Source organism: Stenotrophomonas sp. GD03877, assembly GCF_029840555.1.
GTDB lineage: Bacteria > Pseudomonadota > Gammaproteobacteria > Xanthomonadales > Xanthomonadaceae > Stenotrophomonas > Stenotrophomonas geniculata.
In genome coordinates this window covers 30593-53993 of record NZ_JAOCCT010000021.1, presented here as the reverse complement: position 1 = coordinate 53993, position 23401 = coordinate 30593, and the positions used below count along the sequence as shown (strand labels likewise).

Below are 23401 nucleotides of genomic sequence, written 5' to 3'. Positions count from 1 at the left end.
AACACGCCAGACGATTCATGTTAATTCTGTGAATTATTCAGCCACCCAGCGACAACTTGGCCTGCGCCTGCTGCGGCTGCGCGAGCAGCGTGGTTACAGCCAGGCCGACCTGGCACGTGCGCTGGGGCTGTCGGCCAGCTACCTGAACCAGATCGAGCGTAACAAGCGCCCACTCACCCCGGCCGTGCAGAAGAAGCTGGGCGAAGTATTGGGCGACGTTTCCTCACTATTCGACGAAGATGAGCCTGCCGCGCTGCAGGAAGCGCTGGGCGAAACCCTGCGCGACCTGGGCCTGGCGGAGGTCAGCGCGACCGAGCTGCGCGCCTTGGCCGGCAACCTGCCGCAGGTCAGCCGCGCCCTGCTGGATCTGCACCGCCGCCACCTGGCGCTGCGTGAGCATGCCGCCGCCCTGGAGTTCCAGCTGGGCGAGCCCGGCGCCGGCAGCATCCTGCCCGCAGGCGACCAGGTGCGTGAGTTCTTCAACCGCATGCACAACCACATTCCCGAACTGGACGAGCTGGCCGAGCGTCTGTTCGCCGAGTGGGGGCTGTCGCCCGGGCACGTGGCACCACGCCTGCGCCAGCTGCTGGCCGACCGCCACGGCGTGCTGGTGGAAGTGGCCGCGCTGCAGGCCGGGCGCGAGAAGCGCCAGTACGACGCCGGCACGCGGCGGCTGTGGCTGCCCGATTATCTGGAACCGGGCCAGCAGGCATTCCAGATGGCCGCCGAGCTGGCCCTGCACGGCTACCTGCCGCAGATCGATGCGGTGGTGGCGCGTGCCGGCTTCACCGATGAGGCACGCATCGCTCAGGCCCGCATCGGTCTGTCGAACTATTTCGCTGGCGCCCTGGTGATGCCGTACATGCGCTTCCTGCGTGCGGCCGAGGCCAGCAGCTACGACATCGAACTGCTGGCACACCAGTTCGGCGTCGGCTTCGAAGCGGTCTGCCATCGGCTGAGCACGCTGGCACGGCGCAGCGCGCCCGGGCTGCCGTTCTTCTTCATCCGCGTGGACCGCGCGGGCAATGTGTCCAAGCGCCATTCGGCCACCGACTTCCACTTCTCGCAGGTGGGTGGTTCGTGCCCGCTGTGGATCGTCTACGAGGCGTTCAACCAGCCCGGGCGCATCCTTACGCAGACCGCGCGCATGCCCGATGGGCGACGGCATTTCTGGCTGGCACGGCAAGTCAGCAGTGGTCCGGTCGGTCATGGCCAGCCCCGCAAGACCTTCGCGGTGGCGCTGGGCTGCGATCTGCAGCATGCCGAACGGCTGGTGTATTCGCTGGGGCTGGATGTGCAGAGCCCGGGCAATTCGGTGTCGATCGGCCCGGGGTGCCGGGTGTGCCCGCGCGAGGACTGCATGCAGCGCGCGTTCGCGCAGTTGCCGGGGAGGTAGGGTTGGTTCCGCAGGGCTGCGCCCTGCACCTGCCGAAGCCGAAGCAACAGCAACAGCAACAGCAAAAGCTGGCATTCCGTGGGATGGCGGGGCGGTGTCGGATTGCGGGGACGCCGTGAACCCGTCCCTGGGGGCTTGGCCGCGGCATCCATGCCGCGGACACCCCGCAATCCGACACCACCCCGCCTTCGACGGTTTCCTTCCATCTGTCGGAACGACGTATTGCTCTGGTAGGTGTCGACCTTGGTCGACACGCTTGATCCACGCCATGCGTGGATGTTCTTCGATGAACGTTCGAAATATTCGATTTCGATGGGGTTCCATCCACGCAAGGCGTGGATCTACTACCGGGTCAGTAGATCGGCGTCACCTTCATCTGCGGCAACGGGCGCGGTGCGCCGTCGGTGAGGTCGGGGCCGAGGTCCTCCCAGCTGCGACCCTGTTCGACCATCAACCCCCACAGCTGCTGCGAGGCCAGCCGCTTGTCTTCCGAACCCAGCTTGTATGACGGTGGCGTCGGCTGGCCAGTGGCAACCATCGCGTACGCCGCGCGGTAGGCCAGCACCTGCTGCGCCGGGTCGTCGGTGCGTGCCACTTCCAGCGTGTAGCGCTGGTAGGCCGAGGCCAGGTTGCGCCAGCGGATCCAGTAGTGGTTCTCGAACGAGAACGAACAGAAGCGCGCGCCCGCCAGGCTGCCCTTGTCGGCGATGCGGGTCAGCACCTCCTGCGGCATGTCCAGGTTCATGCCGCCTTCGTCGCCCTGCAGGCTGACGTGCACGATGCGGTCGCGGTAACCCGGCGCGCGCGCCTGCAGCAGATCGCGCCAGTTCTGCATGGTCGCCACCACCGCGAACAGGAAACGCCCCAGTTCCGCGGCCGCCAACGGCGTGGCGATCGACTGATAGGTGCGCTGCCAGCCATGACGGTTTTCGGTGGGCAGGAACACCGCGTGTTCCAGCGACTGGCGGCCGCTGCTGCCGTGGCTCACCTCTTCAGCGTGCTGCGGGTAGACCAGGTTGATGGCGAAGGTCGGCCAGCGCGGCAAGGCGGCATCGAACAGATGGATCGGGAAGTTGCTGCTGATGCCGCCATCGGAGAACCAGCAGATGCGGAAGGCGGTGATCACCGGGCCACAGGTCTGCCCGGCACTGGTCAGCCCTTCCATGCTGTCGGCCACGTTGTGCTCCTGGTCGGCGGCAGGCGCGGTGGGTTCGCAGCGACGCTCGCGCCGCGAGGGCTCATGCAGCGGCACCGCGCTGATCAGCAACGGGAAGCTCAGGCTCATGCGCGTGGCCACCAGCACCGGCAGCTTCGGGCCCTGCGGCAGGTGGTAGTACCGTCGCCCCTCCACCTCCAACGGCGGGCCAGCTTGATCCACCAGCCACTGCACCACGCTGGCCGGGAACAGCTGCTCGAACTCCTCGCGCAGGAACCAGAACTGCGCGCCACCCAGCGGCAGCGTACGCGGCTCGTTGTGCGACACGCAGGTGGTGATCATCTGCAGGCTGATCGCATGCGGGCTGTCCGGCTCGCCGGCATAGCGCGGCGCATCGTGCAGGTCGGCGAAGGTAAGCGGTGCATCCAGCGGCTTGCCGGACAACTGCTGCAGGCACTCGTGCAGCCACTCGGTCAACGCCGGCTTGCGTGCATCACGGCCGAGGCCGCTGCACAGGCCCAGCAGATTGCGCCGCGCCACCCGCGCCACCCGCAGCGCGGCACCGGCCACGCCGGCACCGTAAGCGCACAGCAGCGACGGCAGCAGCGTGGCGGCCACGCCGCTCCAGCCACCACCCCACCAGCCCAGGCCGAGCAGCAGCGCCAGCGACACCAGCACTTCCAGCGGCGCGATCTCGAACACGGCAACGGCCAGGCACAGCAGCTTGTGCGGCAGGCGGGCATTGCCGGTCAGCACCACCAGCAGCCGATAGGCCGCACGCGCGCCCCGTGCCGGCTGGAACAGGCTGTAGATGAAGCCGCGCCGCGACAGCTGCGCCGACACCGCCGACAACCCGCCATAGCCGGCATCGCCAGGCAGGTGCTCGCCCGCCTGCTGGCGGCGATCACCGCAGGCTGCCGCGGCCGCCACCGCCGCAGCGATGGCGCCGGCCGAGGTGCCGCCGATGCTCTTGAAGCGATACTCGCGCGCCAGCGCCAGTACCGCATTGGGGTACACGATGCCGCTGGTGATGCCGCCTTTCATGACCAGATCGCAGTACTTCGCCGCCACGAGTCACCTCCCGTCTGTCGATGCACAGTATGGCAAGAGGGGCTCTCACAGCCTGAGAAACGAGCCACAGCCCTGCGCTTTGATTGGCCCTTGACCATTGGACTCGACGCGTCCACCGTGGGCACGCCGAAGGTATCCCGGCCGTGGCATTGATGGCGGCCGGGATTTAAACGGGAATCCGGTGAAGGCGCCTCGCGCGCCCATTCCGGAGCTGCCCCGCAGCGGTGAATGGAAACGAATCCTGCCAACAGCACTGGGCTCGCGCCTGGGAAGCGGCAGGTAGTAGGTGGGCTGCGGCCCGTGTCCATCAGCCCGAATACCGGCCCCGGCCGGGGGACACGACCGTCCCCTGATTCGACCTGGAATCTCCGCGGGGAGGTTGCCGGGGCCGTCCTTGTCCTGCGCGTGCAGGCGATGCGGCCGCGCGCGTCCTTTTCACGGTATCCGGCCAGACCTGTTCACCCACGCGCTGATGCATGGGCCACCGCCGTTGCCGGCGGTCCATGCGGTACCTGACGATGACCGAGCTCCAACGTCCCACCCTGACCCTGCCCGCCGACGGCAAGCGCCTGCTGCTGCATTCATGCTGCGCGCCCTGCTCCGGCGAAGTGATGGAGGCGATCACCGCCTCCGGGATCGACTACGCGATCTTCTTCTACAACCCCAACATCCACCCGGTGAGGGAATACGAGCTGCGCAAGCAGGAGAACATCCGCTTCGCCGAGCAGCACGACATCCCGTTCATCGACTGCGACTACGACACCGACAACTGGTTCAGCCGTGCGCGCGGCATGGAGAACGAGCCCGAACGCGGCATCCGCTGCACGATGTGCTTCGACATGCGTTTCGAGCGCACTGCGCTGTACGCGCACGAACACGGCTATGACACCATCAGTTCTTCGCTGGGCATCTCGCGCTGGAAGAACATGGCGCAGATCAACGACTGCGGCATCCGCGCCGCGTCGCGCTACGAGGGCCTGCAGTACTGGGACTACAACTGGCGCAAGGGCGGCGGTGCCAGCCGCATGATCGAGATCAGCAAGCGCGAGCAGTTCTACCAGCAGGAGTACTGCGGCTGCGTGTACTCGCTGCGCGATGCCAACCGCCATCGCCGCGAGAATGGCCGCGAGCGGATCAAGATCGGCCTGCTGTACTACGGGCAGGACGCTGGGACGCCGCAGGGCGATTGACCTGTGCCGCCGGGGCGGCCACGCTGGTCGCCCCTTCACGTTGTAGTGGACCTGCCATGACCGCCCTGCCCGCCGATGTCGCCCTGCTGGTGATCGACCTGCAGCCAGACTTCATGCCCGGCGGTACGCTGGCCTGCGACCAGGGCGATGCGCTGGTGGTACCGATTGCCGGTCTGCTGGCGCAGCGCCGCTACCGCACCGTGGTGGCGACACAGGACTGGCACCCGGCCGACCATGCCTCGTTCGCCAGCCAGCACCCCGGCCAACGCCCCTTCGAGACCATCCTGCTGCACGCGCAGCCGCAGACCCTATGGCCGGACCACTGCGTGCAGGGCAGCGCCGGTGCCGCCCTGCACCCGGGCGTGGACTGGACCGTGGCCGACCTGATCCTGCGCAAGGGCACGCGCCAACAGGTGGATTCGTACAGCGCCTTCCGCGAGAACCATGGCCCCGATGGCGAGCGCCCAGCTACCGGCCTGGCCGGCTGGCTGCACGAGCGCCGCATCCGCGAAGTGCATGTGTGCGGCCTGGCCCGCGACTACTGCGTACTGTGGAGCGCGCAGGACGCGGTGAAGTCCGGCTTCCGGGTGAAGTTCCTGTGGGAGCTGACCCGGCCGGTGACCGAGGCCAACGATACGATGGTGCGCGAGGCGCTGGGCAAGGCGGGGATCGCGATCGCCTGACGGGCGACCGCCGGGCATGGCCCGGCGCTACCGCGCACGTCGCTTATGCCGCTTGCGCGCTCCTGCCCACGACAACACAATCGATTCATCCAGCCCCCCAACTACGCCCCCCTACAGATCGCGGGACGGCCGAACCGGGGGCTTTTCACTGGATGAAATCAGGATTCGGTAGTGCCGGGCCATGCCCGGCGGACGCGGGATGGGCGATTACCGGAACACCACCGTGCGATGCCCGTTGAGCAGGATGCGGTGTTCCACATGGCGGCGCACCGCACGCGCCAGCACCAGCGATTCGGTATCACTGCCCAGCCGCACCAGTTCGCGCGGCGCCATCGCATGGTCAACGCGGGCCACGTCCTGTTCGATGATCGGGCCTTCGTCCAGGTCCTCGGTGACGTAGTGCGCGGTGGCACCGATGATCTTGACCCCGCGCGCGTGCGCCTGGTGGTACGGCTGCGCGCCCTTGAAGCTGGGCAGGAAGCTGTGGTGGATGTTGATCGCACGGCCGGCCAGCGCGCGGCACAGCGTGGGTGACAGGATCTGCATGTAGCGCGCCAGCACCACCAGGTCGATGCGCTCACGCTCGACCAGGTCGATGATCTGCTGCTCCTGCACCGCGCGCGTATCGGCGGTCACCGGCAGGTGGTGGAACGGCACCTGGTAGGAGGCGGCCAATGGCGCGAAGTCGGCGTGGTTGGACGCCACCGCCGCAATGTCGACCTTCAGCTGGCCGCTGTGGGCGCGGAACAGCAGGTCGTTGAGGCAATGCCCCTGTTTGCTGACCAGCACCAGCAGGCGTGCGCGGCGGCGGCCATCGTGCAGCTGCCAGTCCATGCCGAAGTCCTGGGCGAGCGTGGCCATCGCGGCGTGCACGGTCTCCAGCGGCAGGCCGGCATCGCGATCGAAATGCACGCGCAGGAAGAAGCGGCCGCTTTCCTCGTCGCCGAACTGCTGGGCGTCGAGGATGTTGCAGCCGTGGTCGAACAGCAGGCCGGACACGCGATAGACGATGCCGGTACGGTCGGGGCAGGACAGGGTGAGGATGGAATCGGGGCGCATCGCCACAGTGTAGGGCAGCGCCCTGCCCAGCGGCCGGATGATCACGGGTGCAACCGACCTGCTTGGTTCAGTACCAAGCGATACTTGGATCTTCCCGTGGCAAGCTGGTCGGTCATGAACCTGTTGCAACTGATCCGCAGCTTCACCCGCACCGCAGAGACCGGCAGCATTGCCGCCGCGGCCCGCATCCTTGGCATCAGCGCCACCGCGGTCGGCCAGAACATCAACCGGCTGGAGGCCCATCTGGGCGTACGGTTGCTGAACCGGAGTACGCGGCAGCTGGCCCTCAGCGAGGCCGGCGCGCTGTACCTGGCGCAGGTGCGCCACATCGAAGCCGACCTGGCGCGCGCGCAGGCGATGGTCACTGCCGGTGACATCGAGCCGGCCGGGCCGCTGCGCATCGCCAGCAGCAGCGCCTTCGGTCGCCATGTGCTTGCCCCCTTGCTGCCTTCACTGCAGCAGCGTTACCCACAACTGCAGCTGGAGCTGCGCCTGACCGACCGCGCCGTGCAGCATGGCCCGGAAGCGGTGGATGCCAGCATCCGCATCGGTGCGCAGCTGGAAGATGGCGTGGTCGCACGGCAGCTGGCACGCGTGCCCTTCGTGTTCTGTGCCTCGCCGGCCTATCTGAAAGCGCATGGCACCCCACAGCAACCCTCCGAGCTGAGCGGTCATCGCGGGCTGCTGCACCGCTTCCCCACCGATGGCCGGCCGCTGCGCTGGGGCCTGCTGAAGGACGGCCAGCGCGTGGACGCCGCGCTGCCACCGAGCATGGTCTGCGATGACATCGATGCGCTGGCGACGCTGGCGGCGGCCGGTGCCGGCATCACCCGGCTGGCCGCATTCGTGGCCGAGCCGTACCTGCGCGATGGCCGCCTGCAGGCGGTGTTCGGCGCCGACACCGCGTGGCGTCCGGAACCGATGGAGGTCTATTTCTGCGTCAGCGACCGCCGCGATTTCACCGCCAAGATCCGCGCGCTGTTCGAACACCTGCAGGCCGGCATGGCGCCGGCCTGGCGGGTGTGAGCCTCAGCGCGCCTTGAACACGCCGCGCGCGTCGCGCGGCTCGCAGCGCAGGTACTGCGGCGCCGGTTCCACGCTGTCGCGCAGCGCGGCGGCGGCATGCCACGGCCAGCGCGGGTCGTAGAGGATGCCGCGCGCCAGGGCCACGGCATCGGCGTGGCGATGGCGCAGGATCGATTCGGCCTGCTCGGGCTCGGTGATCATGCCCACAGCGATGACCGGCATGCGCACCTTGGCCTTGATCGCCGCCGCGAACGGCACCTGGTAGCCCGGGCCGACGGTGATCTTCTGGCGCTCGTCCAGGCCGCCGCTGGAGACATGCAGGAAATTGCAGCCGCGCGCGTCCAGCACCTGGGCCAGTGCTTCGCTCTGCACCAGATCCCAACCACCGTCGACCCAGTCGCTGGCGGAAATGCGTACACCCACGGCGACCTTGTCGGACACTACCGCACGCACCGCGTCGAACACTTCCACCAGCAGGCGCAGGCGGTTCGGCAGCGAGCCACCATAGCCATCGGTGCGGCGGTTGCTCAGCGGCGACAGGAACTGGTGCAGCAGATAGCCGTGCGCGGCATGCAGCTCGATCAGCTCGAAGCCCAGGCGCTCGGCGCGCACCGCACTGGCGGCGAAGGCGGCGATGACCTCGGCGATGCCGGCCTCGTCCAGTTCCTGCGGTGCCGGATCGCCGGCATGGAACGGCAGCGGCGACGGCGCCACGGTGGACCAGCCACGCGCATCATCGGCTGGCAACTGGCCGCCGCCGTCCCACGGGCGCTTCACCGAGGCCTTGCGGCCGGCGTGGCCGAGCTGGATGCCCAGTGGCATCGGCGACCAGCGGCGGACGCTGGCCAGCACCTGTGCCAACGCGGCTTCGGTACCGTCGTCCCACAGGCCCAGATCGGCCCAGCTGATGCGGCCGCGCGGCTCGACCGCGGTGGCTTCCAGGATCAGCAGGCCAGCGCCCGACTGCGCCAGGTTGCCCAGGTGCATGGCGTGCCAGTCGCTGGCGCGACCGTCTTCGGCGGAGTACTGGCACATCGGCGCGATGACGATGCGGTTGGACAGGGTCAGGGGGCCGAATGAAATCGGCGAGAACAGCTGGCTCAAGACGGTGATGAACGACGTAGGGGGTGCGTATTGCACCGCTGCGCGGCTCGCGGATCAACCATCTGGATGGATCGCTGTTTCGCGGGGACGCATGATGGGTAGCGCCGGGCCATGCCCGGCGAACGTGCGGCGCGGCACCCCGTTTCCGCCGGGCATGGCCCGGCGCTACCCGGTAACGAGCCCTGCAAGCGCCTCAGCGCAGTCCCGCTCGTCCTTGAACTGCAGCAGGTCGTCGGCACGGGTGCGGCCGCGGTTCAGCGCCGCCACCGGCAGCCCTGCCCTGGCCGCCGCCTGCACGAAGCGGAAACCGGAATAGACCATCAGCGAAGAACCCACCACCAGCACGGCGTCTGCCTGCTGCAGGTGCTCATGCACCGCTGCCACGCGTTCACGGGGCACGTTTTCGCCGAAGAACACCACGTCCGGCTTCAGCAGGCCGCCGCAGGACGGGCAATCGGGCACCACGAAGCTGGAGAAATCGGTCTCCAGATCGGCATCGCCATCCGGGGCGATACCGGCCTCCAGCGCGTCCCAGCCCGGATTGGCGTCCAGCAGGCGCTGTTGGAAGTCCTCGCGGCCGCTGCGGCGTTCGCAGCCCATGCAGCGCACCCGATCCAGTCGGCCATGCAGGTCGATCACGTTGCGGCTGCCGGCCCGCTGGTGCAGGCCGTCCACGTTCTGGGTCAGCAGCACCTGCAGCTTGCCGCGGCTTTCCAGGGCAGCCAGGGCCTGGTGGGTGCCGTTGGGCCGGGCCAGGCCGAAGCGCGGCCAGCCCAGCAGGCTGCGCGCCCAGTAGCGCTGGCGGGTGGCCGCCTCGCCCATGAAGGCCTGGTAGGTCACCGGCGGCGTGCGTTTCCACTGGCCGTCGGTATCGCGGTAATCGGGAATGCCCGAGGCGGTGCTGCAGCCAGCGCCGGTCAGCACGAACAGGCGCTGGGCGCGGTCGATGAAGTCGGTCAGTGGCGGGGTCATGGTTGCCAGATGGGGGCGCGGCGGCGCCCCCGCAAGCGCCGGTCCGTTGGCCGGGTCAGGCCGCCGGCAGCGGTGGCACCGCGATCGGGTGGCCTTCCTCGTCCAGCGCGATCATCACGAAGTGGCCGCGGGTACACAATTTGCGCTCGCCGCTGTGCAGGTCCTCGGCGACCAGCTCCACCTCGACCTTCATCGAGCTGCGGCCGACTTCGACGATGCGGCCGATGGTCTCCACCATCTGGCCGATGCGGATCGGCAGCTTGAAGTCGACCTGGTCGCTGCGCGCGGTCACCACGGTGCGGCGTGAGTAGCGGGCGGCGGCCAGGAAGGCCGCCTTGTCCATCCACGCCAGTGCCTGCCCACCGAACAGGGTGCCGAGGTGGTTGGTGTGGTTCGGGAAGACGATTTCGGCCATGCGCACTTCGGTGGGCGGCACGGTCTCGGGGATCGGGGTCATGGGGGTGCTTCGGTGTGTGGGGTCCGATAATTTTATGCGACCGGCGTGACGGCCATCGGAACGCATGTGCAATGGCCACCTGGCAGCGGTGCCTGCGCAGGCCCCGCCCATGGCAGGCGCTACACTGCGCCACGCCCACCGCCAGGACCACCCATGCCCGCCACTTCCGACCTTCTGGCCTTTGCACTGGTCTCGCTGGCCATGGTGATCACGCCCGGGCCGAACATGATCTACGTCATCTCGCGCTCGATCTGCCAGGGCCCGATGGCGGGACTGATCTCGCTGGGCGGGGTGGCGCTGGGCTTCGTGTTCTACATGCTGTGCGCAGCGCTGGGCATCACCGCCCTGCTGATGACGGTACCGTTCGCCTACGACGCGCTGCGCATTGGCGGCGCGCTGTACCTGCTGTACCTGGCCTGGCAGGCGCTCAAGCCGGGTGGCCGTTCGCCGTTTGCAGTGCGCGACCTGCCGCAGGACAGCCCGCGCAAGTTGTTCACGATGGGCTTCCTGACCAATCTGCTGAACCCCAAAGTGGCGGTGATGTACCTGTCGCTGCTGCCGCAGTTCCTGCACCCGGACAGCGAAGGCAGCGTGCTGATGCAGTCGATCGTGCTGGGCTCCACCCAGATCCTGGTCAGTGTCAGCGTGAATGGCATGATCGCGCTGACCGCTGGCAGCATCGCCGGCTTCCTGGCCGCGCACCCCACCTGGCAGATGGTGCAGCGTTGGCTGATGGGCACGGTACTGGCCGGGCTGGCGGTGCGCATGGCGGTGGAAGGGCGGCGATAGCCGCTCTTTGTAGAGTCGGGCCATGCTCGACTGATCTTCGCGGACAGCAGTCGAGCATGGCTCGACTCTGCAAAAGCCAGGCGCGCAACAAAAAACCCCGGCGATCGCCGGGGTTTTTTGTTGCGACAGGCTTGACCGGTTCGATCAGAAGTTCATGTCGAAGGCCACTTCGCCCTGCACGCCGACCTGGTAAGCCGAGACGCGGCGTTCGAAGAAGTTGGTCAGTTCCTGCACGTCCTGCAGTTCCATGAACGGCAGCGGGTTGCGCACGTTGTACTTCTTTTCCATGCCCAGCTTGGCGAAATGCTGGTCGGCGCAGTGCTGCAGGTACTGGCGCATGTCGCGGGTGGAAATGCCGGCCACGCCGCCGGACAGCACGTCCTCGGCGAACTGCACTTCGCACTCGATCGCCTCGGCCAGCATGTCGTAGACCTGCTGCTTCATCTCTTCGTCGAACAGGTCCGGTTCTTCCTCACGCACCACACGCACCGACTCGAACGCGAACTCCATGTGCGCGCTCTCGTCGCGGAACACCCAGTTGGTGCCCGAGGCCAGGCCCGGCAGCAGGCCACGCGAACGGAAGTAGTACACGTAGGCGAAGGCAGCGAAGAAGAACAGGCCTTCGATGCAAGCGGCGAAGCAGATCTGGTTGAGCAGGAACTGGCGGCGCTGTTCGCGGGTCTCGATGCGGGTCAGGCTCTGGATCGAGTCGATCCACTTGAAGCAGAAGTCGGCCTTCTTCTTGATCGAGTCGATGTTCTCCACCGCCGAGAACGCCTTGGCGCGCTCTTCCGGATCCGGCAGGTAGTTGTCGAGCAGGGTCAGGTAGAACTGCACGTGAAGCGCTTCTTCATACAGCTGGCGCGACAAGTACATGCGCGCTTCCGGCGCATTGAGGTGCTGGTACAGGTTCAGCACCAGGTTGTTGGACACGATCGAGTCGCCGGTGGCGAAGAACGCGACCAGCCGGTGGATCAGGTGGCGCTCACCCGGCGACATCTTGCTGTGCAGGTCGGTGATGTCGATCTGGAAGTTGATCTCTTCCACCGTCCAGGTGTTCTTGATCGCGTTCCTGTACATGTCATAGAACTGCGGGTAGCGCATCGGGCGCAGGGTCAGTTCAAAACCGGGATCGAGCAGCATCTGCTTGGGCTTGTCGGCCATGGGTGTTTCCTTGAATTCTCGGGTCAAAACGCCGGGCGTGGCCCGGCGCTACCTTGGTGTTTCCGTGCTGCAGCCGAGCATGGCTCGGCTCTACAGGTGCGAGGTGTTCGAGTGCCGACCAACGGTCGGCAGCCACCGCGCGGCGTGTTACTGGCAGGCCTCGCAGGCTTCCGGGTTTTCCAGCGAGCAGGCGATGGCTTCGTCCGGGCTGAACACCTTGGCCGGGGCCGCGCTGCTCACCGTGGTCTTGGCGATCTTGGTGGCCGGGCGCGAACGCAGGTAGTAGGTGGTCTTGATGCCCTGCTTCCAGGCGTACATGTACATGGAGGACATCGCGCCGATGTTCGGGCTTTCCATGAACAGGTTGAGCGAGGCCGACTGGTCGATGAAGGCGCCACGCTCGGCGGCCATGTCGATCAGCGAGCGCATCGGCAGTTCCCACGCGGTGCGGTAGACCTCGCGCAGCGTTTCCGGAATCTGCGCCACGCCGGCGATGGAACCTTCGGCCAGCTTGATGGCATCGCGCATGTCGGCGGTCCACAGGCCCAGCTTCTTCAGCTCGTTCACCAGGTAGCGGTTGACCTGCAGGAAGTCACCGGACAGGGTCTCGCGCTTGAACAGGTTGGACACCTGCGGCTCGACGCACTCGTAGCAGCCGGCGATCGAGGCGATGGTTGCGGTCGGGGCGATCGCGATCATCAGCGAGTTGCGCAGGCCGTGTTCCTTGATGCGCTCACGCAGGGCATCCCAGCGTGCGGTGTCTTCCGGCACCACGTTCCAGGCGTCGAACTGCAGTTCGCCGCTGGCGGCACGGGTGTCGTTGAACGACGGGTGCTTGCCGCGTTCCTGGGCCAGCTCGCAGGAGGTTTCCAGCGCGTGGAAGTAGATCGCTTCGGCAATCTTCTTCGACAGGGCGCGGGCTTCGGCGCTGTCGAACGGCAGGCGCTTGCGGAAGAACACGTCCTGCAGGCCCATGCAGCCCAGGCCGACCGGACGCCAGCGCAGGTTGGCGCGGCGGGCGGTTTCGATCGGGTAGAAGTTCAGGTCGATGACGCGGTCGAGCTGGCGCACGGCCAGGCGCACGGTCTCGGCCAGCTTCTCGAAGTCGAACTCGTTGTGCTCGTCGAAGTGGTTGCCCAGGTTGATCGAACCCAGGTTGCACACCGCGGTTTCATCGTTGGAAGTGACTTCCAGGATTTCCGTGCACAGGTTGGACAGGTGGATCACGTTGCCCGGACGCAGGGTCTGGTTGCTGGCGCGGTTGCACTTGTCCTTGAAGGTCATCCAGCCGTTGCCGGTCTCGGCCAGCGTACGCATCATGCGGGCGTACAGCTTGCGCGCGGAGATGGTGCGGTTGGCCTTGCCCTGGGCTTCGGCCTGCAGGTAGGCCTGCTCGAAGGCTTCGCCGAACAGGTCGGTGAACTCCGGCACGACGCGCGGATCGAACAGCGACCATTCCTGGTCGGCTTCGACGCGCTTCATGAACAGGTCCGGCACCCAGTTGGCCAGGTTCAGGTTGTGCGCACGGCGGGCTTCGTCACCGGTGTTGTCACGCAGCTCGAGGAAGTCCTCGATGTCGGCGTGCCAGGTTTCCAGGTACACGCAGGCCGCGCCCTTGCGCTTGCCGCCCTGGTTCACCGCGGCCACGGACGAATCCATGGTCTTCAGCCACGGCACGATGCCGTTGGAGTGGCCGTTGGTCGACTTGATCAGCGAACCACGCGAACGCACGCGGGTGTAGCTGACGCCGATGCCGCCGGAGAACTTCGACAGCTGGGCGATGTCGCCGTACTTGGAATAGATCGACTCCAGCGAGTCCTGCGGCGAATCCAGCAGGAAGCACGAGGACAGCTGCTCGTGGGTGGTGCCGGAGTTGAACAGGGTCGGGCTGGACGGCAGGTAGTCCAGGTTGCCCATGCGCTTGTACAGCGCCAGGGTCTCGGACACGTCCTCGCTCAGCGCGCTGGCGATACGCAGGAAGAACTGCTGCGGGGTCTCGATCACCTTGCGGGTGTGCGGGTGGCGCAGCAGGTAACGGTCGTACAGGGTACGCAGGCCGAAGTAATCGAAGTTCAGGTCCAGCGAGATGTCGATGGCATCGTTGAGCTTGCGTGCGTTGGTCTGCACGAAGTTCAGCAGGCGGTCGTTGATCAGGCCCACTTCGTGGCCACGGCTGACCGACTGCGAGAAGGCGTAGATTTCCTGGCCCGAGACTTCCTTGGCGATGTAGTTGGCCAGCAGGCGCGCAGCGAGGCGACCGTACTCGGGCTCTTCACCGATCAGCAGGGCGGCGGTGCGGATGGACAGTTCGTCCAGCTCGCGGGTGGTGGCGCCGTTGTACAGGCCGGAAATGGTGCGGGTGGCCACGCGCATCGGATCGACGGCGTGCAGGCCTTCGGAGGAACGCTGCACCGCGCGCACGATCTTGTTCAGGTCCACCAGTTCGGTCGTGCCATTGCGCTTGGTCACACTCATCGCGTTGGCCGTCGGCGGCGACGTCAACAGGAATTCGCTTTCCTTCTCGATGGTGGCGCTGGATTCGGTGGTCACGGCGTGTGTCCTCTTGGCGTGATTGGTGGGTGCTCGATGCATCGGGTGACGCAGCCCGGGACATGACAGCCCAGGATGGCAGGACGGCGTCGCAGGGGATGAGACCCTGCGCCTGCCACTGCCGTTGGCGATCGCGGATGGGTACCCCTGGCACCCCCTGGAATTGGGGTTGCTGCGACCGATGGCCACAAGATAGTGGGGGTAATGGGGTCCGTCAACGCCAAATGTAGTGAAATTCGGCAATCCCTTGCGCCGCAAGGATCGTGCCATCGGCGCCCGGATCAGACGCTTCAGACCTGCCGGAACGGGCTGCGCAGTCAAGCCCGAAAGGCGTCATTGCGGTGGTACAACGCACCGCGAAAACGGAACAATGACAGCTTCACATGACAGTGATGAAACTGGCTAGGGACAACCCTGTGGATAGGTGGTGGGCAGCCGGTGGGAATCCGGTGGACGGGTGACTTCCGGCCGGTGACGCGCTCGGGCGGGCAGCGGATGCTGGCCACTCGCTCCGGGAAAAGGATGCTCCGATGCACTTGTGGTTGCCCGCGCTGGCCCTGCTGCCTGCCCTGTTCATTGCCCCGGCGCTGGCCGCCGAGGGGCCGGACCTGCGTTCGGACCAGTGCGGCATCCATACCGACTATGACGTGCTGGTGGACAGCGGCGGCATCTGGCTGCGGCATGGCCCGCAGGCGCCGCATGAAGTGGTGTTCCACGATGGCGAGCTGAGCCTGGACGGCACCATGGTGCCGGTCAGCGCCGCCGATGCCGCCCGCCTGCGGCAGATGGAGGCCGGTGCCCGCCAGTTGATGCCGGCGGCCACCGCACTGGCCCACGAAGTCTCCGGGGTCACCTTCGATGCGCTGGACGCTGCCTTCGAGGCCATCACCGGCAAGTCCCGCAACCGCCAGATGCGGGCGATGCGCGGCGAGATGCAGGACTGGATCGACGCCAGCCTGGGCCGCGGCTACTGGGAACAGGAAGCCTTCGGCGACGGCTTCGACGCGCACATCGAGCAGATGGCCGAGACGATGGCCGGGTCGATGACCCGCAGCGTGCTGTGGCAGGTGTTCACCGGCCGCGCCGGGGCCATGGAGCGCCGCGCCGACCGCCTCGATGCCGAGGTCGACCGCCGCATGGAAGCGCGCAGCCAGCAGCTGGAAGCCAAGGCAATGGCCCTTTGCCCGCTGGTGCGTTCACTGGCAGAGGCCCACGATGCGCTGGAAGTGCGCTACCAGGGACAGCCACTGCGGCTGCTGGAGCGCGGCGAGAGCGTACGGGCGGAGCACGGCAGCGGTACGGGGCTGCATGTGTCGGCCGGGCCGGATGAGCGGCCGTTGGGGAGCGCGGTTGCGCCCACCCGATAGCCGCGCTGTGCTGTCGTAGAGCCGAGCCCACGCTCGGCTGCTTTTCGGCACATCATGCAAAGGCAGCCGAGCGTGGGTTCGGCTCTACAAACGGCACTACCCTCACGCCCGGTGCGGGGTGCCCAGGTATTCGGCGCTCTGCATTTCGATCAGGCGCGAAGCAGTGCGCTCGAACGCGCCCTGCAGGCGCTGGCCGGTGTACAGCTCGATCGGCGAGGTGCTGGCGGTGCAGACCAGGTTGACGTGGCGGTCGTACAGCTCGTCGATCAGGTTGACGAAGCGGCGCGCGGCATCTTCGTTCAGGCGATCGAATGCCGGAATGCCGCCCAGCAGCACCGTGTTGAACTCGTGCGCGATCTCGATGTAGTCCGAGGGCCCCCGCGGGCCCTCGCACAGCGCGGCGAAATCGAACCAGGCGATGCTCTTGCCGCGGCCACGGACCGGAATCTTGCGACCCTCGATCTCGATGTTGCCGGCCTTGGCCGGCTGGCCACCACTCAGCTCGTTCCAGCGCGTAGCCAGCCACTCATCGCTGTCGGCCGCCAGCGGTGCGCGGTACACCGGCGAGCGGGTCAGCGCGCGCATGCGGTAATCCTCGGTGCCTTCGGCGTACAACTCGACGCAGAAGCGCTGCAGCAGGCCGATGGCCGGCAGGAAGCTCTCGCGCTGCAGGCCATTGAGGTACAGGTTCTCCACCGCCGTGTTGGAGGTGGTGACCAGGGTCACGCCCTCGGCGAACAGGCGCTCCAGCAACCGCGCCAGCAGCATCGCATCGCCGATGTCGGTGACGAAGAACTCGTCGAGCACCAGCACGCGCAGGTTGCTGCGCCATTCCTGGGCGATCTTCGCCAGCGGGTCGCTCTGGCCCTGGTGCTCGCGCAGGCGCTCGTGGACGCTGCGCATGAAGCGATGGAAATGGGTGCGGTACTTCTGCTTGATCGGCAGGCCGTCGTAGAACAGGTCGACCAGGAAGGTCTTGCCGCGGCCGACGCCGCCCCAGAAGTACAGGCCCTTCACCGGCTCGGGCTTCTTCCAGAACGAGGACAGGCGGTCCAGCCAACCGTCCTCGGCACTGTCCAGCAGGCCCAGGTGGATGCGGTCCAGCTCGGCCAGCGCCGCATGCTGGGCCGGGTCGTTCTGCCAGTCGCCACGGGCGACCCCTTCCGCGTACCGCTGCGACGGGGTCAACTCGGTTGCACTCATGCCGCTGCGCCCAGCCAATGCTTCACGCCGTGGGTCAGCGCGCCACGCAGGTCGATCAGCTTGCGGTGGAAGAAGTGGCTGGTCTCGGGCATGCGCACCAGCTCATGCGGGAAGTCCAGCGTGTCCAGCCACTGGTAGACGGCCTGCGGGTCGACGATCTCGTCCTGCTCGCCCTGGATCACCAGCCAGCGCGCCGGCGGTGCGATGCCATCGAAATCCCAGCGACCGGCCGGCGGCGCGATCGAGATCAGCGCTTCCGGCTGCAGCGCGGCAGCGGCCTTCAGCGACACGAACGAGCCGAAGCTGAAACCGGCCAACCACAGGCGGTCGTCCGGACGCTGGCTGCGCACCCAGGCGGCGACGGCCTTCAGGTCGTCCTGCTCGCCCACGCCGTGGTCGAACTCACCGGCCGACGCGCCAACACTGCGGAAGTTGAAGCGCACCGTGGCGATGCCCAGCTCGCGCAGGGTGGTGGCGGTCATGGTGACCACCTTGTTGTGCAGGGTGCCGCCCTCGGTGGACAGCGGATGGCAGACGATGGCCACGATCGGCTGCACCGGCACATCGGCCTTGGGCAGGTCGACGACCACTTCCAGCGGGCCGGCCGGGCCGTCCAGTTCGAGGCAGGCGGTTTCGCCAGGGGCGACGGGGAACGAAGGCTTGTGCATGGCACCATGATACCGTCCCCTGCCCCCGCCCTGTGCCCGCCCCATGCTCTACCTTTCCTTGGCCGTGATCTGCAGCGTGCTGGTTTCGGTGTTGTTGAAGCTGGCCAACCGCCGCCAGCTGGATGTGGCGCAGATGGTCACCTGGAACTATCTGGTGGCTGCAACGCTCACCGCCGGGGTGCTGCAGCCGCCGCTGGATGCACTGCGCGCGCCGCATGCGCCGTGGCTGTCATTGCTGGCGCTGGCGGTGGTGCTGCCGTCGATCTTCCTGGTGCTGGGCCGCGCGGTGGCGGTGGCCGGCATCGTCCGCAGCGACGTGGCGCAGCGGCTGTCGCTGCTGCTGTCATTGGCCGCCGCGTTCCTGTTCTTCGGCCAGACCGCCACGCCGTGGAAGTTGGTCGGCCTGGCGCTGGGCCTGGTCGCCATGGTGGCGATCAGCCTGCGCCCGCGCGGACCGGCGGTGTCGTCCTCACCCGGTGGCTGGGGCTGGCTGCTGGGCGTCTGGGCCGGGTTCGCGGTGGTCGACGTGCTGCTCAAGCAGGTGGCGCTGTCGGGCACGCCGTCGATGGCGGCGGTGCTGGCCAGCTTCAGCGTGGCCTTCGTACTGATGCTGGCGCTGCAGCTGTGGCGGCACTTCAGTGGCCGCAGCCGGCTGGCCTGGCGCAACCTCGGCGCGGGTGCGCTGCTGGGCCTGCTCAACGGCGGCAACATCCTGTTCTATGTGCATGCGCACCAGTCGATGCCGGAGAGCCCAGCCACCGTGTTCGCCGGCATGAACATCGGCGTGGTGGTGCTGGGCGCGCTGGTGGGCGTGTTCGTCTTCGGCGAGGCGACCACGAGGTGGAACCGCACAGGTCTGGCGCTGGCGGTGCTGGCGATCGGGTTGATCGCCTGGGGGTGAGCGTTGGTTGCGGCGGGCCATTTCCGCGCCCGCGGTGGGATGTCACTTTTCTTTTCGCGCGAAAAGAAAAGTAACCAAAAGAAACGCGCCGCCAGCCGCGAGCCGGTGCTGTGCACCGGTTCCCTGCGCTTCTCGGTGAACCAGGGGACGGCGCCGAAGTCGCTGCGCTCAGACATCGGCGCCTCTTCGCCCCTGATTCACCTGCGATGCTCGGCTCGCTTGAAGGCGGACTGGTAGATCAAAAGCAACGGCAGCATCCGTGCCGATCAAGGTGCCTCCCAGAGCAGATCCCCGGCGAACCTTATCTGTCGAAGCCCAGCAGCAGCGGGTCGTGGTCGGAGCTGCGCCACGAGCCCTGCACGTTGCGGCCCTGGTAGCCGCTGGCGTCCTGCTCGTCGGCGTTGCTGTGCCATTCGGCGGCGCCGCGCAGGCGCTTGGCCATGCCCGGGCTCAGCAGCGCGTGGTCGAGGCGGCCGGTATAGCCGTTGTAGACGTAGCTGTAGGGATGCTCGACCTTGGCGACCTTGAACGCGTCCTGCCAGCCCAGGTCATGCAGGGTGCGGATCGGGTCTTCCATCGCGTAGGCATTGAAATCGCCGAGCAGCACCGCGTCCTTTGCACCGGTACCGGTTGGATCCGTCTGCAGCCAGGCATGCAGCTGCTGCGCCGAGGTCACGCGGGTGGCGTTCCAGCAGCCCTGGTTGTCGTTGCGGTCGGCGTCGGCTCCGGCGGCGTCGCGGCAGCCCTTCGACTTGAAGTGGTTGGCCACCACCACGAACGGCGCGCCGTGCTTGCCCTGGAAGGCCTGCGCCAGCGGCACGCGGCTGTGCTCGACGAACGGGCCACCGGTCAGCGTGGCCGGCTTGCCGACCGGCTGCAGGCGCGCGCTGCGGTAGATGATGCCGACCCGGATCGGGTTGTCGCCGGGGCCGTTGCCCGCGTCGACGAAGCGCCAGTCGCCCTGCGCACCGCGGTCCCGGTTGAGCGCATCGACCAGTTCGGCGATGGCCGACTGCGGACCGTAGCCGTCGTTCTCCAGCTCCATCAGCGCGGCGACATCGGCGCCCAGCGCGTTGACCGTGGTGACCAGCTTGACCACCTGCGCCTTGTGCTCGTCCAGCGTGCGCGCGCCGCGCAGGGTCGGGAAGCCACCGCCCTGGCCATCACCGTTGAAGAAGTTCTCCAGGTTGAAAGCGGCCACATGCAGGCTACCCGGCACGGTCGGCACTGCCGGGCGCTTGAGTTCCGGCAGTTTCAGCGCACCCTCGACCTGCAGGCGCGGACGGCCTTGTGCATCCACGCGCACGATGCCCTCCACATTGCGCAGCTGCATGCCAGTGCGCAGCACCGGGTTGCCCGGCAGGTAGGCCACGCTGGCCGGATCGCGGGCATCGCTGCCATCGTCCAGCACCAGGCGACGACGCTGGTTGTCGGCCATCACCTGCTCATAGCCGGCCGTACCCGGCGCGGCCACTTCGGTCGGCTGCCAGAGGCGGCCATCGAAGGCCACGGTGAGCTGGCCGAAGCGCTCCAGGCCATCGGTGCCGGCCAGGGTGAGCGGTGCGGCGATGCGCACGCGCTGGCCATCCAGCGCGCGCCAGTCGGCCGGCGCGGCGGTCAGCACCACGCTGGCGCTGCTGCGCGCGGCAGCGGGCGTCGTAGCCGGTGCGGCCTGCGGCTGGGCCTGGGCAAAGGCGCTGGCCGGCAGCAGCAGGGACAGGGCAAGGGCGAGGGAACGGCGGCGCATCGACGGGCGACTCCATGGAAGAGGCGCACAGACTAACCCTGAAATGCGAAACCCCGCCTGCGCAGCGGGGTCATCTGAGCGATCAGGCCTCGCTGGGCAAAGCCTCGGGATCGTAGGGCCGAGCCCATGCTCGGCTGCACATGGCCACGCCGCGCGGAGAGCAGCCGAGCGTGGGCTCGGCTCTACAGGAAGCGGCGCGTTGGGGCGTCTACTTCAGGTTGCCCAGCATCCAGTCCACGGTGGCGTGGATCTGTTCCTCGGTCAGCGCCGGGTTGCCGCCCTTGGGCGGCATGATGCCGCCGTCCGGGCCGGTGTAGCCCTCGATGGCGTGCTTGTAGAGGGTGTCCTTGCCCTGTGCGATGCGCTTGTCCCAGTGCGAATGGTCCAGTGTCGGCGCCATGCCCACACCGGTGGTGTGGCAGGCGGTGCACAGGTTGTCGAAGATGACCTTGCCGTCCTTGGTGCCGCCGTAGGCCACCTGCGACGCGGCCTTGGCCAGCGCGGCGGCCTTGGCGGCGGCCTGCGCGGCGGCGCCGGTGCTGCCGGCATAGACCGCGCCGGTGGGCGAGATGCGCTGTTCGGTGCGCTTGGCCGCGGTCGGCGACACCTCGGGCGGAATCCGGGTGTGGATGTAGGCGGCAAGGAGGATGAGGCCGAGGGTGATGGTCGCCAGCAGCGCGATCACCATGGAGAAGCGTTTCAGGAACTCCAGATCGTAATTCCGCACTCTTCGTTACCCCTGGCTGATAGTCGTTGGACCACGGCTGAGCGACTGCGTGATGGACCGAGTATAGAACGCGCTTTGCGTGCGACAACAGGCGTCACTGCTGGTGCGGCGCAACATGCGGCCGTGGCCGCATGCGGGTAGCGCCGGGCCGTGCCCGGCGAGCGCGAAGCGCGGCAACAACGGTCGAGGATGGCAACAGCCGCCGGGCATGGCCCGGCGCTACCGTTTTGCGGGGGCGCCGATCGCACGCAGGCAGAAGCTGCAGATCGCATCCACCAGTGCGTCTTCGTCGCGGTGTGCTTCGCGGCTGGGCGCGGTCGGGCCGACCATGGCTTCGGTGAAGGCGCCGACCAGGCAGGCGGCGGCCACATGCGCGTCCTGCGCCGGCAGCTCACCGGCCGCCACGCCCTCCTCCACCAGCCGCAGGAACACGTCACCGAACGCGCGGCGACCGCGCATGCGCTCGGCTTCCACGTCCGGGTCGACCGGTTCAACGATGAAGGCGTGCGCCAACCCCGGCCCGGCCAGGGCGCGGCGGACGAAGGCGGTGATCGCCAGCCGCAGGCGCTCGCTGGCCACCTCCGGGCCGCTGGCGATGCGTTCCATGATCGCAACCTCGTGGGCCACGGCGGCGTTGAGCACCTCCACGAACAACTCGGCCTTGGACGGGAAGTGCCGGTAGATCAGGCCGGTGGACACCCCCGCCTGGGTCGCCACGGCGGTTACCGGAGCATTGCGCCAGCCGCCGGTGGCGACCAGCTCGCGGGTGGCCAACAGGATCCGTTCACGGGCCCCGGCCAGCCGTTCTTCCATCAGTGCAGAGCGTTTGTAGGCCATGTTTTGATTCTAGTTTCAATTTTTGAATTTGTATTCACTTCTTACCCGAACCCCGCTACGCTGGGGTCCAATCGCCCGTGCGGGCAGCGGTCCTGCAGACCGCCGCCCGCTCCCCCGCCGGGTGCGTCCATTTCCTGCCATCCCGCCGTGGAGCCACCACAATGCACGTGCCATCCCTGAACTTCGACCTTGGCGAAGACATCGACCTGCTGCGCCAGAGCGTGGCCCATTTTGCCGCCGCCGAGGTCGCACCGCTGGCCGCCGAGGCCGATGCCACCAATCAGTTCCCGCTGGCCCTGTGGCCGAAGCTGGGCGAACAGGGCCTGCTCGGCCTCACCGTGGAAGAAGAATACGGCGGCACCGGCATGGGCTACCTGGCCCACGTGGTGGCGATGGAAGAGATCTCGCGTGCTTCCGGCGGCATCGGCCTGTCCTACGGCGCGCACTCCAACCTGTGCGTGAACCAGCTGCGCAAGAATGGCAACGAAGAACAGAAACAGCGCTTCCTGCCGGGCCTGTGCAACGGCAGCCTGGTCGGCGCGCTGGCGATGAGCGAGCCGGGTGCCGGTTCGGACGTGGTGTCGATGAAACTGCGCGCCGACAAGCGTGGTGACCGCTACGTGCTCAACGGCAACAAGATGTGGATCACCAACGGCCCGGATGCCGACGTGCTGGTGGTCTATGCCAAGACCGACATGGACGCCGGCGCCAAGGGCATCACCGCGTTCCTGGTCGAGAAGGGCATGAAGGGCTTCTCCACCGCGCAGAAGCTGGACAAGCTGGGCATGCGTTCCTCGCCCACCTGCGAGCTGGTGTTCCAGGACTGCGAAGTACCGGAAGAAAACGTGCTGGGCCAGATCGGTGGCGGCGTGCGCGTGCTGATGTCCGGCCTGGACTACGAGCGCGTGGTGCTGTCCGGCGGCCCGCTGGGCCTGATGGCCGCGGCGATGGACGTGGTGATGCCCTACGTGCACGAGCGCCACCAGTTCGGTGAGGCGATCGGCAGCTTCCAGCTGATCCAGGGCAAGATTGCCGACATGTACGTGGGCCTGGGCGCCTGCCGTGCGTATGTCTATGCCGTGGCACGCGCCTGCGACCAGGGCCGCACCACCCGCCAGGACGCCGCCGGTGCCATCCTGTACGCCGCCGAGAAGGCGACCTGGCTGACCGGCCAGGCGATCCAGATCCTGGGCGGCAACGGCTACATCAACGAATACCCGACCGGCCGTTTGTGGCGCGACGCCAAGCTGTATGAAATCGGCGCCGGCACCTCGGAGATCCGCCGCATGCTGATCGGCCGCGAACTGTTCCAGCGCACCCTGTAAGGCCACCGC

General features: G+C 67.5%; 20 protein-coding genes and 1 riboswitch. Of the genes, 8 read left to right on the top strand and 12 right to left on the bottom strand.

The genetic code is table 11. The annotated features are described in order from the left end of the window. Positions 1–28 precede the first annotated feature (28 nt). Positions 29–1396 carry a short-chain fatty acyl-CoA regulator family protein gene (locus N5D20_RS15615; protein WP_279915037.1) on the top strand — a complete coding sequence of 456 codons (1368 nt, stop codon included), beginning with the start codon at positions 29–31 and terminating at the stop codon, positions 1394–1396. A 352-nt stretch (positions 1397–1748) separates the two neighbouring features. Here N5D20_RS15615 and N5D20_RS15610 read toward each other — a convergent pair whose 3' ends face one another. Next, positions 1749–3596: a patatin-like phospholipase family protein gene (locus tag N5D20_RS15610; protein WP_049480029.1), complete on the bottom strand. Its 1848-nt coding sequence runs from the start codon at positions 3594–3596 to the stop codon at positions 1749–1751. Positions 3597–3750: 154 nt separating this feature from the next. Beyond that, positions 3751–3966, top strand: a riboswitch (cobalamin riboswitch). Between the two features lie 175 nt (positions 3967–4141). Between N5D20_RS15610 and N5D20_RS15605 the strand changes: the two genes are divergently transcribed. Continuing rightward, positions 4142–4813: an epoxyqueuosine reductase QueH gene (locus N5D20_RS15605; protein ID WP_032952814.1), complete on the top strand. Its 672-nt coding sequence runs from the start codon at positions 4142–4144 to the stop codon at positions 4811–4813. Between the two features lie 56 nt (positions 4814–4869). After that, positions 4870–5496 (top strand): bifunctional nicotinamidase/pyrazinamidase, encoded by a 627-nt coding sequence (gene pncA, locus N5D20_RS15600; RefSeq protein WP_049480007.1) that lies wholly within the window; start codon positions 4870–4872, stop codon positions 5494–5496. Positions 5497–5703: 207 nt separating this feature from the next. Here pncA and purU read toward each other — a convergent pair whose 3' ends face one another. Then, positions 5704–6555: a formyltetrahydrofolate deformylase gene (gene purU, locus N5D20_RS15595; RefSeq protein WP_026347242.1), complete on the bottom strand. Its 852-nt coding sequence runs from the start codon at positions 6553–6555 to the stop codon at positions 5704–5706. A gap of 114 nt (positions 6556–6669) precedes the next feature. Between purU and N5D20_RS15590 the strand changes: the two genes are divergently transcribed. Further along, complete coding sequence (locus N5D20_RS15590) at positions 6670–7581, top strand: LysR family transcriptional regulator (RefSeq protein ID WP_279915038.1); 912 nt, start codon at positions 6670–6672, stop codon at positions 7579–7581. Positions 7582–7584: 3 nt separating this feature from the next. Here the strand turns inward: N5D20_RS15590 and N5D20_RS15585 are convergent, their stop codons facing one another. The 3 genes from N5D20_RS15585 to N5D20_RS15575 all read right to left on the bottom strand — a co-directional run bounded on the left by N5D20_RS15585 (position 7585) and on the right by N5D20_RS15575 (position 10114). Further along, positions 7585–8685, bottom strand: coding sequence for an NADH:flavin oxidoreductase/NADH oxidase (locus N5D20_RS15585; protein ID WP_010487030.1), 1101 nt, complete (start codon positions 8683–8685; stop codon positions 7585–7587). Positions 8686–8850: 165 nt separating this feature from the next. After that, the gene (locus tag N5D20_RS15580) at positions 8851–9657 is read right to left on the bottom strand and encodes an NAD-dependent protein deacetylase (RefSeq protein WP_019337782.1); all 807 of its coding nucleotides are present in this window, start codon (positions 9655–9657) and stop codon (positions 8851–8853) included. 55 nt (positions 9658–9712) lie between these two features. Further along, on the bottom strand, positions 9713–10114 hold the full coding sequence (locus tag N5D20_RS15575; RefSeq protein ID WP_004153688.1) for an acyl-CoA thioesterase: 402 nt from the start codon (positions 10112–10114) through the stop codon (positions 9713–9715). Positions 10115–10267: 153 nt separating this feature from the next. On the opposite strand from N5D20_RS15575, the gene N5D20_RS15570 reads away from it, so the two are divergent. Next, complete coding sequence (locus N5D20_RS15570) at positions 10268–10903, top strand: LysE family translocator (protein WP_043400609.1); 636 nt, start codon at positions 10268–10270, stop codon at positions 10901–10903. A gap of 144 nt (positions 10904–11047) precedes the next feature. Here N5D20_RS15570 and N5D20_RS15565 read toward each other — a convergent pair whose 3' ends face one another. Both N5D20_RS15565 and N5D20_RS15560 read right to left on the bottom strand, forming a co-directional pair. Next, on the bottom strand, positions 11048–12067 hold the full coding sequence (locus N5D20_RS15565; RefSeq protein ID WP_005407669.1) for a ribonucleotide-diphosphate reductase subunit beta: 1020 nt from the start codon (positions 12065–12067) through the stop codon (positions 11048–11050). Positions 12068–12214: 147 nt separating this feature from the next. Then, complete coding sequence (locus N5D20_RS15560; RefSeq protein WP_049409985.1) at positions 12215–14617, bottom strand: ribonucleoside-diphosphate reductase subunit alpha; 2403 nt, start codon at positions 14615–14617, stop codon at positions 12215–12217. A 530-nt stretch (positions 14618–15147) separates the two neighbouring features. On the opposite strand from N5D20_RS15560, the gene N5D20_RS15555 reads away from it, so the two are divergent. Then, positions 15148–15984, top strand: a complete 837-nt coding sequence (locus N5D20_RS15555) for a YggN family protein (protein ID WP_262103086.1) — start codon at positions 15148–15150, stop codon at positions 15982–15984. Positions 15985–16086: 102 nt separating this feature from the next. Here N5D20_RS15555 and zapE read toward each other — a convergent pair whose 3' ends face one another. Together zapE and N5D20_RS15545 are read right to left on the bottom strand one after the other, a co-directional pair. Continuing rightward, positions 16087–17187: a cell division protein ZapE gene (gene zapE, locus N5D20_RS15550; protein ID WP_029380119.1), complete on the bottom strand. Its 1101-nt coding sequence runs from the start codon at positions 17185–17187 to the stop codon at positions 16087–16089. After that, positions 17184–17855, bottom strand: coding sequence for a CocE/NonD family hydrolase (locus N5D20_RS15545; protein WP_043400616.1), 672 nt, complete (start codon positions 17853–17855; stop codon positions 17184–17186). The genes zapE and N5D20_RS15545 overlap by 4 nt, the downstream gene beginning before the upstream one ends. 43 nt (positions 17856–17898) lie before the next feature. Between N5D20_RS15545 and N5D20_RS15540 the strand changes: the two genes are divergently transcribed. Continuing rightward, positions 17899–18756 (top strand): EamA/RhaT family transporter, encoded by an 858-nt coding sequence (locus tag N5D20_RS15540; RefSeq protein ID WP_197654740.1) that lies wholly within the window; start codon positions 17899–17901, stop codon positions 18754–18756. 301 nt (positions 18757–19057) lie between these two features. Here the strand turns inward: N5D20_RS15540 and N5D20_RS15535 are convergent, their stop codons facing one another. The 3 genes from N5D20_RS15535 to N5D20_RS15525 all read right to left on the bottom strand — a co-directional run bounded on the left by N5D20_RS15535 (position 19058) and on the right by N5D20_RS15525 (position 22067). Next, positions 19058–20503 carry an ExeM/NucH family extracellular endonuclease gene (locus N5D20_RS15535; protein WP_279915188.1) on the bottom strand — a complete coding sequence of 482 codons (1446 nt, stop codon included), beginning with the start codon at positions 20501–20503 and terminating at the stop codon, positions 19058–19060. 208 nt (positions 20504–20711) lie between these two features. Continuing rightward, entirely contained in the window at positions 20712–21230 is a 519-nt protein-coding gene (locus tag N5D20_RS15530) for a c-type cytochrome (protein ID WP_005407662.1), read from the bottom strand. A gap of 219 nt (positions 21231–21449) precedes the next feature. Next, the gene (locus N5D20_RS15525) at positions 21450–22067 is read right to left on the bottom strand and encodes a TetR/AcrR family transcriptional regulator (RefSeq protein ID WP_019337660.1); all 618 of its coding nucleotides are present in this window, start codon (positions 22065–22067) and stop codon (positions 21450–21452) included. Between the two features lie 161 nt (positions 22068–22228). On the opposite strand from N5D20_RS15525, the gene N5D20_RS15520 reads away from it, so the two are divergent. After that, on the top strand, positions 22229–23392 hold the full coding sequence (locus tag N5D20_RS15520; protein ID WP_019337659.1) for an isovaleryl-CoA dehydrogenase: 1164 nt from the start codon (positions 22229–22231) through the stop codon (positions 23390–23392). The last annotated feature ends 9 nt before the right edge of the window (positions 23393–23401 follow it).

Bases quoted from the DNA above. Each gene is read 5' to 3' on its own strand.
- N5D20_RS15610 (WP_049480029.1), bottom strand. From the start codon at position 3,596: ATGAAAGGCGGCATCACCAGCGGCATCGTGTACCCCAATGCGGTACTG.
- N5D20_RS15565 (WP_005407669.1), bottom strand. From the start codon at position 12,067: ATGGCCGACAAGCCCAAGCAGATGCTGCTCGATCCCGGTTTTGAACTG.
- N5D20_RS15580 (WP_019337782.1), bottom strand. From the start codon at position 9,657: ATGACCCCGCCACTGACCGACTTCATCGACCGCGCCCAGCGCCTGTTC.
- N5D20_RS15540 (WP_197654740.1), top strand. From the start codon at position 17,899: ATGCTCTACCTTTCCTTGGCCGTGATCTGCAGCGTGCTGGTTTCGGTG.
- N5D20_RS15545 (WP_043400616.1), bottom strand. From the start codon at position 17,855: ATGCACAAGCCTTCGTTCCCCGTCGCCCCTGGCGAAACCGCCTGCCTC.
- N5D20_RS15575 (WP_004153688.1), bottom strand. From the start codon at position 10,114: ATGACCCCGATCCCCGAGACCGTGCCGCCCACCGAAGTGCGCATGGCC.
- N5D20_RS15570 (WP_043400609.1), top strand. From the start codon at position 10,268: ATGCCCGCCACTTCCGACCTTCTGGCCTTTGCACTGGTCTCGCTGGCC.
- N5D20_RS15535 (WP_279915188.1), bottom strand. From the start codon at position 20,503: ATGCGCCGCCGTTCCCTCGCCCTTGCCCTGTCCCTGCTGCTGCCGGCC.
- zapE (WP_029380119.1), bottom strand. From the start codon at position 17,187: ATGAGTGCAACCGAGTTGACCCCGTCGCAGCGGTACGCGGAAGGGGTC.
- purU (WP_026347242.1), bottom strand. From the start codon at position 6,555: ATGCGCCCCGATTCCATCCTCACCCTGTCCTGCCCCGACCGTACCGGC.
- N5D20_RS15590 (WP_279915038.1), top strand. From the start codon at position 6,670: ATGAACCTGTTGCAACTGATCCGCAGCTTCACCCGCACCGCAGAGACC.
- N5D20_RS15555 (WP_262103086.1), top strand. From the start codon at position 15,148: ATGCACTTGTGGTTGCCCGCGCTGGCCCTGCTGCCTGCCCTGTTCATT.
- N5D20_RS15525 (WP_019337660.1), bottom strand. From the start codon at position 22,067: ATGGCCTACAAACGCTCTGCACTGATGGAAGAACGGCTGGCCGGGGCC.
- pncA (WP_049480007.1), top strand. From the start codon at position 4,870: ATGACCGCCCTGCCCGCCGATGTCGCCCTGCTGGTGATCGACCTGCAG.
- N5D20_RS15520 (WP_019337659.1), top strand. From the start codon at position 22,229: ATGCACGTGCCATCCCTGAACTTCGACCTTGGCGAAGACATCGACCTG.
- N5D20_RS15605 (WP_032952814.1), top strand. From the start codon at position 4,142: ATGACCGAGCTCCAACGTCCCACCCTGACCCTGCCCGCCGACGGCAAG.